Genomic DNA, 15749 nt, shown 5'->3' with positions numbered 1-15749 from the left:
CCGCACACCGAAGGACACGCCATGGCGCCCCGACACAGCCGCACTCCCGTCACCACGACGGACACCCCTCGCGCATCCGTCGGCGTCTGGACGCATGCACCCACGTCTCTACGCCGTCACGTGTTCGTCGTCCGTCCGGGATCCGAGAGCTCCACGCCGGATCGCATGTCGAGGCACCTGACCGACCTCGCCGCAGAGGCAGGTCTGCTCGGAACCGACGAGCACGCCCGGGTGACCGTCCACGCGCCGGGCGTCGCGGCCGGAACCGTCGTCGCGCTTCTCGACGCCGCGCACCCGTCGACCGACGCACCGTGGTGCCTCGACGTCTTCACCGAGGTGTCGGGCTTCGATGCGGTGCCGAGCGGATCGGCAGTCGCCGTGTTCCGCTCCGCAGTCGGGCCCGTCGAGTCGCGCACGATCACCCGCATCGTCGAGACCGTCCTCGCCCCCGGCCGTCCCGCTCGTCCGGGTGGTCCCGTGGCACGCCACGCGTACCGACCGTTCGACGGTGCCGACGCGCCGGCGTACCCGGCACCGCTGGGTGACGCCCGTTCGCTCGTCGCGCAGTTCCCCACCGTCCGACTCGAGCAGATCTCCGCGGGACTCGGTCAGACCACGATCGCGGACGTGGTGTCGACGGTCGTCTCCACCGCCGTGCGGCGCGCGGTTCCGGCCGGGACGTCACCCGTCACCGCTCTGCTCGTCGCGGACATGCCGGTCCCGCCGTCCGGGGTCGACACGCCCGACCTTCTGTCCTTCGGACCGCACATCGCGGAGGACGCGCGTTCCGTCACCGCAACCGTGTGCCGTGTCGGCGCAGCCACCGTGGTGACACTCTCCTCCTCGGTGCCTGCACTCGACCTCGCCACCGTTCTGCACCACGTGGAGGACGGGCTGCGAGGCCTGGAGCACTCCGCCGCCGCCCAGTTCTCTCGCCTGGGATCACTCTCTCGCCACGCACGGGAGCGCGCGAACGTCGCCTCCTGACTCACCTGCCACCACACAGTCGAAACGGGTTCGGCCGCGTCCTCGGACGTGGTCGGACTCGGTCCACCACCACGGCTCCCACGTGGAAGAAGTAACATCGGTCGGGGTTCGCGGGATGACTTCGACAGTGCCGCACGCTCGACACGTCGCTCCGCGACCGACTCGGTCGGGCATGATCGCTCTCGAGCGACGAGCACTGACGACACCGCACCCGACGACAGTGGAGACCAATGCCATCAGACGACACAGCCGTACTCGTAGAGGACGTTCACAAGTCCTTCGGAACGGTTGACGCACTGCGCGGCATCGATTTCAGCGTCCCCACCGGCTCCATCCTCGGAGTTCTCGGGCCCAACGGCGCCGGGAAGACCACCACCGTGAAAGTGCTCGCGACGCTGGTCCGACCGGATCGCGGGCGTGCGGTGGTGTCCGGCCACGACGTGGCGCAGGATCCTGCGGCCGTCCGGCGTTCCATCCTCATGACGGGTCAGTACGCCGCTCTCGACGACGCCCTTACGGGCCGGGAGAACCTCGTCCTCTTCGGTCGTCTCATGGGACTGACGAAGAAGTCGGCCCGTGTGCGCGCCGAGAACCTTCTCAACGACTTCGACCTGATCGAGGCCGGGGATCGACAGGTCCGCGGCTACTCCGGCGGTATGCGTCGACGCATCGACATCGCGTGCGGTCTCGTGGTGCGTCCGAAGGTCGTGTTCCTCGACGAGCCGACCACCGGACTCGACCCGCGCAGCCGCAAGGCGGTGTGGTCACTCGTGTCGTCGCTGCGAGACCAGGGCATCACGACGCTCCTGACCACGCAGTACCTCGAGGAAGCCGACGTTCTCAGCGACAGCATCATCGTCATCGATCGCGGTCGAGTCATCGCGCAGGGCACGGCCGACGAGTTGAAGTCGATGACGGGCGGCAACTACTGCCACATCAGCCCGCTGGATCCCACCGAACTGCGCCGCGCCGCAGATGCTCTCGCCGGTCTGCTTCCGCCCACCTTCAGCGCCGCCGACCTGCAGGGCGACAGCATCATCATTCCCGCACCGGACGGCCCCGGCACGCTGGCCGAGGCGCTGAAGAGGCTCGACGCCGCGGGCATCGAACTGTCCGACATCGGTCTGCGCCGGCCGTCCCTCGACGACGTGTTCCTGAGCCTCACCGGTCAGTCGCAGGGTGATGCGGCTCCGGCCGAACCCGCCATCGGCTCGGGCGCACCCTCGTGACGGCCACCCGAGACGCAGGACGTGCCTCGCACCGAGCACCGGAACCCACGGCGTTCAAGCAGTGGGCGAGCCTGTCCGGACGGTCCCTGGGATCGATGGCCAGGTCCGGCAGCCTCGTGGTCGCCGTGGTCGCCCCGGCCGTCTACACGGTCGGCTTCTACCTGCCGCTCCGGCTCGTCATGCAGTTCCAGGGCCTGGACTACGCCCAGTTCCTCATGCCGATCATCTGCCTGCAGGCCATGGCGTTCACCGCCATCTCCGCAGCGCAGCGTGCTGCCATCGAGGGTCAGTCGGGTATGACCACCCGTCTTCAGACGATGCCGGTCACCCCGTGGGTACCGCTGCTGTCGAGAGCGACGGCCAACCTGGTGCACGCGAGTCTCTCCCTGATAGCCGCGCTGGTCTACGGCTCCCTCATCGGGTTCCGATTCCAGGCAGGACTCGACGACGCCGTCATCTTCATGCTGTTCGCACTCCTCGTCGGCGCGGCGCTGACCACGGGCGGCGACGCGATCGGATCGTTGTCCCGGTCCCCCGAGGCCACCAGCCAGGCACTGACCCTGCCCCAGCTGATCCTCGGCATGTTGTCGTCGGGCTTCGTTCCCGAGACAGGCTTCCCCGAATGGATCCGTCCGTTCGTCCGCAACCAGCCCATCTCCCTCTTCTCGAAGGCCATGCGTGACATGGCCGAAGGGGGCGTCAACTCCGCGACACTGTGGCCGGCGATCGCCTGGGCGGTGGGCCTCATCGTGGTCCTCGTACCGCTCGCGGTCTGGGCCAGCACGAGGCGATCATGACCGACACCGCGTCCGAACCCCGCTTCGATCTGCGCGCGCTCCCCGAACCGGAACGCCTCGTGGGCGAACGCAGCCTCGCCGGGCTGGCGTCGCAGAGCGTGCTGCACTGTGGCCGCCTGCTCCGTCGCTGGGCTCGCGATCCGCTCACCATCATCCAGGCCGTCGTGTACCCGGTGGTCTTCCTTCTCATGCTCCGCACGGTGCTCGGCAACTCCGTGTCGGCGGCCACCGGAGAGAACAGCATCTTCGGCACCGTCCCGCTGATCGCCATGGTCGCCGCCATGTCCGGGTCGCTCGCGAGCGCGGTGGGTCTGCGCCGAGAGCGTGCGGCCGGTCTGGTGTCCCGCTTCCAGACCCTGCCGGTGCACCGCGCCGCGGGTCTGGTGGGTCGACTCCTGGCCGAGACCGCCCGCATCGTCACCACGACGTTGCTCATCGTCGTCGTCGGGTTCACGCTCGGCTTCCGGTTCGAGCAGGGGCCCGTTCCGGGCGTGCTGGCGATGCTCGTGCCGCTCGCGTTCGGCCTCGGGTTCGCGGTGTTCGTCACCTCGGCCGCGATCGTGACCACCACCTTCCCTCTGGTCGAGGCCGTCGGAATGGTGTTCACCATTCTCATGTTCTTCAATTCCGGTTTCGTCCCGACGCGGGCCTATCCGACGTGGTTGCAACCGTTCGTCGAGCACAACCCCATCTCCTGTGCGGTCGATTCGATGAAGGGCCTCACACTCGGTGGCCCGGTCACCTCCCCGCTGTTGCAGTCGCTGGCCTGGTCGTTCGGGTTGTTCCTGGTGTTCGTGGGGCCTGCGGTGCGTGGGTACCGTCGCGCCGCCGAGACGTTCTGACGCTGCCGCGACCGGCCGGTCACAATGGCCGCCCGATCGGCCCGAAAAGGGCGTAACAGAACGCTCGGTTCCGGCAATGTAGTCGCTGTAGGCGCGGCCCGCGGATGCTGGTCGGCGCAGTGGCCGAACGCGAGGACCGACGCCGTGACACGATTCCGACAGCCCTTCATCGGCGTTCGAGTATCACCCCGGGACGCGATCAACGTCCTCGCCGAGAGCGAGCGGGTGATCGCCAACCTCGTCGACGTGATGGTGTTCGACGCCGCCGGCACGATGGGAGCATCCCCGACCCACGCCACGGTGTGCGCGTGGATGCGTGGACGTCTCGACGTCTCCCCCGTGTTCCGCCGGCGGCTCCGACGGCGCGCCGGCGATCTCGGTGACCCGTTCTGGGTGACCGGCGACGTGGACCTCGACGACCACGTCGTCGTCACTCCGATCGATCGACCGGGATGGGACCCCGTCGAGCGCCACATCGCTCGGGTCATGGCCACTCCGATGACGCTGGCGTCGTCGGGGTGGGAACTGCACGTCCTGACGGGCATCCACGGCGTGCCGCACCTTCCGGAGGGCGCGACCGCGGTGGTGATCAAGGTCCATCACGCGTCGATGGACGGGTTGGGGCTGGTGGCCGTGGTCCGAGCCCTGTTCGCGTCTCCCGACCTCTCGCACGACGGACGTGTCGCGGAGCGCCGCGGAACCGCGGTTCCGGGCCCGATTCCGCCGCTGTGGAAGGACGCCGCCACGATGCCCCGCCGGACGGCGATGTTCGTCCGGACGATGGCGGCCGTGCGCCGGGCTGCACCCGAGACACCACGGCCACCGCGGCCCGCGACCCGCTTCAACGCCCGGATCGCACTCGACCACCGCGTCCGGATCGTCTGGCTGGACCTCGCACACGTCCGGACGATCTCGCGAGCCGTTCCCGGAATCACCGTGAACGACGTGCTGCTCACGGCGGTCTCCCTGGCACTCACCCAGTTCCTCGACCAGGCAGGGGAACACCCTGCGGCCACCTTGAGTACGACCATGCCGCTCGACATCCACGCGACCCACGACACCGCAGCGGCGAATCAGACCACGTTCGCGGACGTCGACCTGCACACCACGGTCGTCGACCCGCTCCTGCGCCTCCGCGCTGTGCACGCTTCGGCTGCCGACGCCAAGAGGCGGGTGCAGGATCTGACGTCTCGGCACGAGGTCAGCCCTTTCGACGTCGCCCCGCCCCTTCTCCTGCGGGCGATCGGCGCCCTGTCCACTCTGGCTCCTCACGACCGTCCGACAGTGCCGTCCACCACCGTGGTGTCGAACATGCCGCACGGAAGCGACGACCTGTGGTTCCTGGGCGCCCGCGCGGTGGCCGCGTTCATGCCGATGCCCACGGTCGACGGCATGGGACTCATCCACCACATCACCTCGCTCGGCGACCGTCTGGCACTCACCGTGACGGTCGAGTCGACCATGATGGCGGAGCCGGACCGCTACTGCGCGATGATCCGGGACGCCGTGGACGCGCTCGCGGCGGCCACGCTCGACGACGTCGCCGCGCCGCGCGCAGCGGCCCCCGCGAGCGTCGACACCGACTAGCCTCGCAGCGCCGTCCCGGTGAGCACCGTGACGTCCAGCGGCGCCGCCGCGGGTGCCTGATCGGCATCGCTCACGACGATGACCTCGAGGTCGTCCAGTCCCTGCGTGTCGAGCGACGCCAGTTGGGACTCGGACAGCACGACATGGGTGACCCACTCGTCGGCGAGCGCGTCGGCGAGATCGCCGGAGGCGTCGAGACTCACGGTCGTCGCTCCGGCCGCGGCAGCGACCACCACGGCGAGCACCTCGAGGTCCAGCGGCGCCCCGGCGGCCACCGCCACCCGCGATTCGTACGTCACCTGAAGACTGTCCGCAGTGATGCACGAGGCGAGCGCTGCGTGCGTCAGCGTGGCATCGCCCAGGGCGACGAGTGGATCGCCGGGACCGGCGGACACGATGCCGTCCGCGGCGGACAGCGGTCCGACCGGGCCCTGCGTGAAACGGTCGTCGGACGTCACCCGGATCGCGGTGTCCGCGTCCGTCAGCGTCGCGCCGATCTTCGCCGCGGCCCAGGTCGCCGCGATCCTGTCCTCGGGTGCCTCGACCAGCGGGGTGACCGGTCGGCCGGGCCCACCCCCCTCGGCCAGCAGGACCCGGGCGATGCGATTGGACCGGGCGTCCATCTCGGCCCAGCTGATCTCGAACTCGCCCCGTGCGTACGCGGGAGCTCCCGGATCCGCCTCGACGGACGCGGTGATCATCGAGGGCAGGTCGACGGGCTGCGGCCGACTCGTCTGCACGGCCGCGGCCACCGGCTCGTCGGCGTCGGTCGACGGGCCCGAGGCCAGGGCGATCGAGGAGACGGCACCGCCCGGATCCGCCACCACCGCGTCGAGCGCGGACGAGAAGACGGTGGCGAAGGTGGCCGCCGTGGCCTCGTCGAACAGATCGGTAGCATAGGTGACGATGCCGGTCACCGGGTCCGAGTGCTCGCGGTGAGGAGAGTCCTCGATGGTCAGCGTGAGATCGAACTGGGCGGGATCGAACGGGTTCTGCAACTGCTCGACGTGCAGACCCGCGAGATCGATCTCCGAACGCTCGGTGTTCTGGTACGCCAGAGCCACGCGGAACAGCGACGACGACCGCGCAGGCGCCACCGTGTCGACCACGGTGTCGAACGGCACGTCCGCGTGGGCGAACGCCGAGAGGGCGACACCCCGCGCATCGTCGACAAGATCGACGACGGACGCGTCCTCGTCGACCGCCAGGCGCAGCACCAGGGTGTTCACGAGCATGCCGACCAGAGGATCGAGTTCGGCGCTGCCTCGACCCGCCACCGCGGTGCCGACGCAGATGTCGGTCGACCCGCTGATGCGCGACAGGGCGACGGACAGCGCCGCGTGCACCACCATGAACGGAGTCGCGCGCCGCTCTCGCGCCAGATCGCGGACCAGCTCGTACGTCTGCGCCGGGATCTCGAAGCGCACGGAGGCACCCACACCGGACGGTGCCGGAGGACGCGGACGGTCCTGCGGCAAGGACAGCTCACCAGGGAGCCCTGCCAGGGTCTCGCGCCAGTAGGCGAGCTGACGTGCCGAGACCGACTCGGGATCTGCCGGGTCGCCCAGCAGCGTGCGGTGCCACAGGGCGTAGTCCGCGTACTGGACCTCGAGCGGCGTCCACGCCGGCAGCACGCCCGCCGTGCGCGACGCGAATGCCGTCACGACGTCGACGGTGAGGGGCGCGATCGAGAAGCCGTCGGCCGCGATGTGGTGCACGACCACGACGAGCACGTGCTCCTCGTCGCCGAGGCGGAACAACTCGACGCGCAGCGGCACCTGCGTCGTCACGTCGAACGGCGTGGTCGCCACCGCCACCACACGCGCCGCGAGCTCGGCCTCCGTCACCGGGATCGGGGTCAGCGGCCGGCCCACCGGTGCGAGCACGGACTGACGCCCGTGACCGTCGACGTCGGGGTAGACGGTGCGCAGCGTCTCGTGTCGGGCGACGACGTCGTCGACCGCGACGCGCAGGGCATCCACATCGAGTGGTCCCGTGAGCCGCAGGCCCATCGGCAGGTTGTAGGTCGCCGCCGTCGGATCGACACGGTTGGCGAGCCAGAGCCGTTGCTGTGCCGGAGCGAGAGGAACGACCTCGGGGCGGGGAGTCGACGTCAGGTGTCGGCTGGTGGTGACGACTGTGTCGAGGCTGTCCGCGAGGTCTGCCACCGTGGCCGCGTCGAAGACGGCGCGCAACGGCACCCGCACACCCAGCTCGTCTCCGATGCGGGCCGCGACGCGGGTCGCCACCAGCGAGTTCCCGCCGAGAGCGAAGAAGTTGTCGTTGAGCCCGACGCGCTCCACGCCCAGGAGTTCCGCGAGGACCTCGGCCACGACGCGTTGCTCCTGCGTACGCGGTGCGCGGTATCGCTGCACGTCCACCACCGGGTCGGGCAGCGCCGAGCGATCGAGCTTGCCGCTCGCGCTGACGGGCAGCGCGTCCAGGACGACCACGACCGGCACCATGTACGCCGGCAGGATGCGCGCCGCGTCCGCTCGGAGCAGGTCGGTGTCGACCGTCGCTCCCGGCGCGGGCACGACGTAGGCGACGAGCGTGTCGTCGCGGACGATGGCGACCGAACGGGCGACGCGCGACGACGCGGAGACCGCCGCCTCCACCTCGCCGAGTTCGATGCGCAATCCACGCAGCTTGACCTGGTGGTCGACGCGCCCCGCGAACTCGAGATGGCCGTGGTGGTTCCACCGGGCCAGGTCACCGGTGCGGTACATGCGCGCACCGTCGTGGCCGGGCAGTGCGACGAACCGGTCCGCCGTCAGGTCCGGACGCCCGTGATACCCCCGCGCCGCCTGGACGCCGCACAGATACAGCTCGCCCACGACACCGTCCGGCACGGGCCGGAAGCGACCGTCGAGCACGAGCGCGGCGGTGCCGTCGACCGGGATCCCGATCGGCACGGACGGCGGTTCGCCCCGCCCGACCGGATGTGCCGTCGCGTGAACCGCGAACTCGGTGGGGCCGTACAGGTTGTGCACGTCGATGTCGCACTTCTCGCGGAACGTGTCCACCGCGGCGCGACCGAGGGCCTCACCTGCCAGGAACACCAGACGCAGTGAGCGGCAGGCGTAGTCGTCAGCGGCCTCGGTGAAGACGGCGAACATCGACGGGACGAACGACACGGCCGTCACGCCGTACCGCGAGATGGCCCGCATCAGGTACTCGGGATCACGGTGACCGTCGGCATCGGCGACGGCGAGGGTGCCCCCGACCGCCAGTGTCGCGAACATCTCCCACACCGAGACGTCGAAGGTCATCGGGGTCTTGGCGAGCACCACGTCGTTCTCGGTCAGCGCATAGGTGCGCGCGAACCAGTCCACCTGGTGCGTGACGGCACCGTGCGGGACGGACACACCCTTCGGCACACCCGTCGAGCCGGACGTGAAGATGACGTAGGCGGTGGTGCCGGCGCGCACGGCGCCCGTCCGGTCGGCGTCGGTCAGCGGAGCGGACGAGACGGACGGATCGTCGAGTGTCGCCAACGACACGGCTCTCTCGCCCGCCACCGGGAGTGCGTCGGGCTCGGCCACGACAACGCAGCGCGCCGCGGTGGCGGCGACGATCTGATCGATGCGGGCCGCAGGCTGCTCCGGATCCACGGGGACGTACGCGCCACCGGCCTCGAGCACGGCGTACACCGCGACGAGTGCGTCGACCGAGCGCGGGAGAGCGACGACGACGGCGACCTCCGGGCCGACGCCACGCTCGACCAGGGATCGGGCGACGCGATTCACGCGCGCCGCGAAGTCTCCGTACGTGTGCGAACCCGCGGCGTCGACGAGTGCCGTCGCATCGGGGTTCTCGGCTGCGCGCCGACGGAATCGCGAGGTCAGCGAGACCGCCTCCGTGGTCCCCTCCGGCAACACGGGCGCCGTGACGCGCTCGCGTTCCACTCCGCCGAGCAGGTCGATCTCGTCGAGGACGACATCGGGATCCGCGGCCACCGCGCGGGCGACGGCCACGAAACGTTCCGCGAGGGACCCGATGGTCTCCCGGTCGAACAGGTCCGTCGCGTACGCGATGGTCGCGGCGAGACCGTCCGGAGCTCCGAGCGGTGTCAGGGAGTCCACGAGGGTGAACTGCAGGTCGAACTTGGCCACACCCAGATCGAACTCGACGGTCTCGAGGCGCAGGTCGGTCAGCTCGAAGTGCGCCTGGCCGAGATTCTGGAACGACAGGAGCACCTGGAAGATGGGGTGCCGCGCACGTGAGCGCGGCGGATCGATGACCTCCACGAGCCGCTCGAACGGGACGTCGGCGTGGGCGAAGGCACCGAGGTCCTGCTCGCGGATGTGGGCCAGCAGGTCGCGGTATCCGGCGCCGACGTCGACGCGGGTACGCAGCGCGAGGGTGTTGACGAACATGCCGATCATGTCGTCGACGGCGGCGTCGCCGCGACCGGCGACCGGTGTCCCCACCGTCACGTCGTCCGTGCCCGAGTGGCGTGCGAGCACGATCGCGAGGATCGAGTGCACGACCATGAACAGCGTGGAGCTGTGGGCGCGCGCCACGTCGACGAGCGCCGCGTGAAGCTCCGGTTCGATCGAGAAGGTGTGCGACGCACCGGCATACGTCGGCTCGGTGGGCCGCGACCGGTCGACCGGGAAGGGCAGCTCGTCCGGCAGGGCGGCGAGCGCGGTGAGCCAGTACCGCTCCTGCTGCGCGATGACCGACTCGGGATCGTTCTCGTCGCCCAGGGCGTCGCGCTGCCACACCGAGAAGTCGGCGTACTGGACGGGAAGCGGTGCCCAGGTCGGTGCGAACCACGACACCCGGGCGCTGTAGGCCGCCATGAGATCGCGGGCGAGCGGAGCCATCGAGGCGCCGTCCGCGGAGATGTGGTGCACGACGACGGCGAGCACGTGCGTGTCGTACGCGGTCCGGAACAGGGTCGCCGCGACGGGGACCTCCTCCGTCACGTCGAACGCACGACCGGCGAGCGCGGCCACCGCGGACGGCAGCGCGTTCTCGTGGACGTCGACCGGGGTGAGGTCGGGAACGATCGACTCCGCCGTCAGTGCGAGCTGCACGGGACCGTTCGGGGTGTCCGGATACATCGTGCGGAGCGACTCGTGCCGATCGATGACGTCGAGCATCGCCACCTGCAGCGCCGGCACGTCGAGATCGCCGACCAACCGGACGGCGAACGGGATGTTGTAGGCGGCCGACGTCGGATCGAATCGGTTGAGGAACCACATGCGGCGCTGCGCGTACGACAACGGCGGCGCGTCCTCGAGAGCGTCCGAGTCGGCGGCCGTGCGGCGGACCAGGGGTGGCCGCGGCGGGACTCCGGACTCGAACTGCACCCGTGCCGCCAGGGCCGCCACCGACGGCGCCTCGAACAGCGTCCGCACGGTCACCGTGGTGTCCAGAGCCTTGCCGAGTCGCGCGACCGCGCGAGTGGCGATCAACGAGTTCCCGCCGAGGGCGAAGAAGTCGTCGTCGCGACCGACCCGGTCGACGCCGAGCAGCTCGCCGAACACCGACGCGACGATCTCCTCGACCGGCATGGACGGCGCCCGGAACTCGTGCACCTCGACGACCGGTTCGGGCAGACTCCGCCGGTCGATCTTGCCCTGGACGGTGATGGGGAGCGCGTCGAGCACCATCACCGACGACGGCACCATGTGCGACGGCAGACTCTGCACGGCGAAGCGGTGGATCTCGTCGCTGTCGACGGTGCGGCCGTCCTGCAGGACGACATAGGACGCGAGCGCGAGGGAGCCGGACGACGGTCGGTGCGCGATGGTCACGGACGCGCGGACGCTCTCGTGCATCGACAGCACCGCGTCGACCTCGCCGAGTTCGACGCGCATGCCGCGAATCTTGATCTGGAAGTCGGCTCGGCCGACGTACGCGATCTCGGTGTCGGCCGACCAGCGCACCAGATCGCCTGTGCGGTACATCCGTGCGCCCGGCTCGTACGGCGACGCGACGAAGCGCCCCGACGTGACGCCGGGTACGTGGACATAACCCCGCGCGACGGACGGTCCCGACAGATACAGCTCGCCGACGACGCCCTCGGGCACGGGCCGGAGCCATGGATCGAGAACGAGGCACGAGGCTCCGCGCACCAGGCGGCCGACGGTGATCGGCGCGGCCGGATCCAGCGGCCGCGACATGTGGCTGATCATGGTGATCTCGGTGGGTCCGTACGCGTTGTACATGCGTCGGCCGGTACCCCACCGCGCCACGAGATCGGGTGGGCAGGCCTCGCCTGCGGTGACGACGTGCTGCACGTGATCGAGCCCGTCCGGATCGACCGAGGCCAGCGCGGCGGGGGTGATGGTCACGTGGGTGACCGCCTTCTCCGACAGGTAGCGCGCGAGTTCCTCGCCGCCGAAGACGTCCGCCGGCGACACCACCAGCGTCGCCGACCGGCTCAGGGCGGAGAGCATCTCGAACAACGACGAGTCGAAGCTGGGCGAGGCCAGGGCCAGGACACGGGAGGACGACTCGACGTCCAGACGCAGAGCGATGTCTCGCGTCAGGTTCGCGACACCGCCGTTGCCGACGACGACGCCCTTCGGGAGACCGGTCGATCCGGAGGTGTAGATCATCCAGGCCGGAGTCTCGAGGTGGATCGGCGAGAGCCGATGCGCGTCCGTGACGCGCGCCGGCGAGTACTGCGACACCAGGCGGTCGGTCTCGACGGCGTCGATCGCGAGCCAGTCGAGCGCATCGGGGAGGCTGCCCGCGCGGGTGGTGTCGGTGATCCCGAGGACGGCCCCGGAGTCGGAGACGAGGTGCAGGATGCGCGCGGTGGGCAGCGCCGGGTCGATCGGCAGGAACGCCGCGCCCGTTCGCGCCACGGCCCACGTGCTGAGAATCGAGTGCAGCGACCGTGGGAGGGCGATCGCCACGGTGGTCTCCGGCCCCGCGCCGCGGGAGACGAGCAGTCGAGCGATGCGGTTCGCCGAGGCGTCCATCTGCGCGTAGGTGAGGGCGCCGTGCGCCGTCTCGACCGCGATGGCGTCGGGCGACCCTGCGACGGCGTCGTCGATGACGTCGACGAACCGCCGAGGTCGAACGCTCGATGCTCCCCGCGCGGGCACCAGGGTGGCGCGCTCGTGCGGGGAGAGGACCTCGATGTCGAGGACCCGGCCGTCCGCGGCGCTGTGCGAGAAGCGCCGGAGGTAGTCGAGGAACCGCGACCGCAGGTCCTCGACGCGCTGCTGGGTGTAGAGGTTCGGGTTGGACTCGAAGTCGATCTGCAGCTCGTCGCCGTCGCCGGGAGCCGGGTACAGGTTGATCGAGAGATCCTCGACCGGGCCGGTGGTGAGCACGTGGTACGACCCACGAACGTCGCCGAGCACGATCTCGTTGTCGAACATCATCAGGTTCACGGTGGGACCGAAGAGGCCGCGCGTGTTCGTCATCTCACCCGCGTCGCGCCGGATGTCCTCGTGCCGGTACCGCTGTCGGCGCAGCGCACCGGTGAGTTCGCGCTGCACGCGGTCGATGACGTCGGACACGGTGGCGGCGGCGTCGACGCGGACGACGAGGGGAACGACGTTGGAGACCATGCCGCCCGAGCGCCGCAGGACCGCGCTCGCGCGGCCCGACACGGGGAGGGACAGCACGACGTCGGTGGTTCCGGTGGTGCGGGAGACGAACGCCGAGAACGCGGCGATGGCCAGCGTGACCGTGGTGGTGCCGAGCGAGTCGACACCCTTCGCGAGAGATTCCGCGACCTCGACGGGAGTGCGTCCCGACGCCGCCCGGCACGGCACCGAGACCGGTGCGGTGCTGTCGACGAACGAGACTCCGGTGGGGAGCGTCTCGAACTTCTCGGCCCAGTGGCGGCGATCGTTCTCGAATCGCGTCGACTCGCGGTAGGCGACGTCGTCGTCGTAGACCGTGCGGAGGTCGCCCGCCCGCGTCGGCGTCGGCTCGCGGCCCTCGACGAGCGCGGTGTAGTGCGCCGCGACCTGGCGGATCATGGTCATCGCACCGAAGCCGTCCAACACGATGTGGTGGATCCGGCAGTACCAGAAGTAGCGCTCGTCCTCGACCCTGATCAGGTAGGTGACGACCAGCCGGTCGGAGGTCATGTCGAGAGGCGCGGCGCACTCGGCGCGCATCCACTCGATCGCCGTCTCGACGGGAGTCGCATCCTCGCGCAGATCGAGGAAACGCACCGTGTCGGTGATGGACAGGTCGACCACCTGGGCCGGCACTCCGTCCTCTTCGACGATGCGCACGAACCCGGACCCGAACTGCCGGCCGACCGAGATCATCGCCGCCTCGAGAGCCGCCGCGTCGACCGGTCCACGCAGGTCGACGTAGTGGGCTATCGACACCGGCACGGAGCCGGCGAGCTGCTGAGCGAACCAGATCCCGCGCTGAGCCGCGGTCAGGGGAACCGCGTCGAGCACGGGCGCGGGGCCGTCCTCACGGGCGCCGTCGTCCTCCGCGTCCGTCGCCTCGGCGATACCGACGCTTCGGTTCGCTACGCGCGCGGTGTCGAACGACTGCACCGATCTGGACCTCCGAATCCGGGGACGACCGCACTCTGCGTCGTCGATGAGGATCGCAACCCGGTCCGCGCCACCCTCGACTGCTGGTCCTCGATCCGGTTATTCAGTGTTTCACAGTCCCAAAACCCCGACAAGGCAACCGGGTCCGACCATCGAGTTCGCTGCACGGTCCGCCGACGACGTACGACCCGAGTCGGTCGGCGAAAGCGAGACGCGATCACTGATTCGTCACGATTCGGGAGAGTACACAAAGCAGACCGAACCTTGTCGGGATCAGGCACGAACCACCTGGACGGAGACACCGCTGTCTACCGTGGAAGCGGCACCACCCGACGTGACATGCACAGGAGATCCCGTGAGCCGATTCCGGCGAACCACACGACGCTCCACCCCCACCCGAGGGCGACCGATGACGTCCCGTGACGCCCTCAACCTCTATCTCGAGTCGCCGCACACGTCGGCGATCCTCATCCACGCCTTCGTGGTCGACGTCGCCGCGGGCCCCGGTACCGGACTACGCACGCACGCCGATGCGGCGGCCTACGCCCGCTCGATCGTGCACCTCGACCCGATCTTCCGGCAGCGGCTCCACCGTTACCCCGGCGACATCCACTACCCCTTCTGGGTGGACGACCCCGACGCGGACGTCGACTCGCACGTCACCGTGACGCACCAGCAGGACGGCGACGTCGAGATCGTGCGCCGCCGGACGGTCGAACTCTCCCGTGAGTTCTTCGACTTCACCACCGGGCCGGCGTGGCAACTGCACTTCCTGGTGGACCTGCACGGCGTCGACGGGGTCCCCGACGGGGGCACGGTGATGATCGCCAAGTTCCACCACAGCGCGATCGACGGTGTGAGTGCCTCCGACCTCATCTCCCGCATGTTGTCCCCCACTCCGGCAGAGCCGCGACCGGAGACCGCCGAGGTTCCGGTTCCCGGTCGAGTGCGGGCATTCTCTCGCGTTCCGGCCGACCTGGTGCGCCTCGCCGCGGTGGCGGTCCGCTGGTCGACGCGGTCTCGTGCCGGGACCCCACCGGCGTCGTCGACCGCAGTGCCCGCGACACGGTTCAACGGTGACAAGGAACCGGACATGTCGTGGGACCTGGCCTGGTTCGACCTCGACCGCATCCGGCGCGTCAAGTCCGCGTACCCGGGCACGACGGTCAACGACATGCTGACCGCGATCATCTCGCTCGCCCTCTCGACCTATCTCGAGGAACGAGGCGAGTTGCCCGCCAGCAGTCTCTCGATCTCGATGCCGATGAGCACACGCTCGCTCACCGACGCGACCACCGCGAACCAACTCACGCCGATGATGGTCGACCTGCACACCGACGTGCGGGATCCGGCGGAACGCCTCCGCAAAATCCACGAGTCGCTGGTGGCAGCGAAGGAATCGGTGGCTCGCTCCACCGAGCGCACGGGCCCACCACACCCTCTCGGTGCGTTGCCCTCCGTCGTGGTCCCCGTGATCGGTGCCCTCACGCGGGCGCCGTCGATCGATCCCGCGACCGCGCCGGTGACCACGATGCTCAGCAACGTGAGCTACGGACGCGGGCCACTCGCGCTGCTCGGCGCGCCGGTGGTCGGCTGCTACGGAGTTCTTCCCGCCGTGCGCGGGGTGCATCTCACGCACTCGGCGCGGTCGGTCGGCACGTCGATCTCCCTGTCCGTCGCAGCGAACGCACAGTCCCTGCCGGACATCGAGCACTACATGGACGTCGTCCGACACGCACTCGATCTGCTGGACCCGGACGTCGACACGACTCGGGCCTGACCGCGGGCGGGACGGCGCTGGTCGCGTCGTCC

General features: G+C 69.9%; 7 protein-coding genes. 6 read left to right on the top strand and 1 reads right to left on the bottom strand.

Annotated features, from left to right (window positions below; all coding sequences use genetic code 11):
- Window positions 1-21 precede the first annotated feature (21 nt).
- The 5 genes from QE397_RS02190 (at window position 22) to QE397_RS02170 (ending at window position 5442) form a co-directional block, all read left to right on the top strand.
- A complete protein-coding gene (locus QE397_RS02190; protein WP_307091390.1) occupies window positions 22-987 on the top strand; it encodes a hypothetical protein in 966 nt (321 codons plus the stop codon).
- A 230-nt stretch (window positions 988-1217) separates the two neighbouring features.
- Window positions 1218-2216: a daunorubicin resistance protein DrrA family ABC transporter ATP-binding protein gene (locus QE397_RS02185; protein WP_027504640.1), complete on the top strand. Its 999-nt coding sequence runs from the start codon at window positions 1218-1220 to the stop codon at window positions 2214-2216.
- A complete protein-coding gene (locus QE397_RS02180; protein ID WP_037184733.1) occupies window positions 2213-3013 on the top strand; it encodes an ABC transporter permease in 801 nt (266 codons plus the stop codon). The genes QE397_RS02185 and QE397_RS02180 overlap by 4 nt, the downstream gene beginning before the upstream one ends.
- Window positions 3010-3855, top strand: coding sequence for an ABC transporter permease (locus tag QE397_RS02175; RefSeq protein WP_027504639.1), 846 nt, complete (start codon window positions 3010-3012; stop codon window positions 3853-3855). The genes QE397_RS02180 and QE397_RS02175 overlap by 4 nt, the downstream gene beginning before the upstream one ends.
- Before the next feature lie 144 nt (window positions 3856-3999).
- Entirely contained in the window at window positions 4000-5442 is a 1443-nt protein-coding gene (locus tag QE397_RS02170) for a wax ester/triacylglycerol synthase domain-containing protein (RefSeq protein WP_222645516.1), read from the top strand.
- Here QE397_RS02170 and QE397_RS02165 read toward each other — a convergent pair.
- Window positions 5439-13937 carry a non-ribosomal peptide synthetase gene (locus tag QE397_RS02165; RefSeq protein ID WP_307091384.1) on the bottom strand — a complete coding sequence of 2833 codons (8499 nt, stop codon included), beginning with the start codon at window positions 13935-13937 and terminating at the stop codon, window positions 5439-5441. The two genes, QE397_RS02170 and QE397_RS02165, sit on opposite strands and share 4 nt — an antisense overlap.
- 409 nt (window positions 13938-14346) lie before the next feature.
- Here QE397_RS02165 and QE397_RS02160 point away from each other — a divergent pair, with 409 nt between their 5' ends.
- Window positions 14347-15717, top strand: a complete 1371-nt coding sequence (locus tag QE397_RS02160; protein ID WP_307091382.1) for a wax ester/triacylglycerol synthase domain-containing protein — start codon at window positions 14347-14349, stop codon at window positions 15715-15717.
- Window positions 15718-15749 lie beyond the last annotated feature (32 nt).

It is taken from the genome of Rhodococcus sp. SORGH_AS_0301, assembly GCF_030818285.1.
Classification (GTDB): Bacteria; Actinomycetota; Actinomycetes; order Mycobacteriales; family Mycobacteriaceae; genus Rhodococcoides.
Note: the sequence above shows the minus strand (reverse complement) of the source record. Positions and strands in the feature narration are given on the sequence as shown.

Bases quoted from the DNA above. Each gene is read 5' to 3' on its own strand.
- QE397_RS02160 (WP_307091382.1), top strand. From the start codon at position 14,347: ATGACGTCCCGTGACGCCCTCAACCTCTATCTCGAGTCGCCGCACACG.
- QE397_RS02175 (WP_027504639.1), top strand. From the start codon at position 3,010: ATGACCGACACCGCGTCCGAACCCCGCTTCGATCTGCGCGCGCTCCCC.
- QE397_RS02185 (WP_027504640.1), top strand. From the start codon at position 1,218: ATGCCATCAGACGACACAGCCGTACTCGTAGAGGACGTTCACAAGTCC.
- QE397_RS02190 (WP_307091390.1), top strand. From the start codon at position 22: ATGGCGCCCCGACACAGCCGCACTCCCGTCACCACGACGGACACCCCT.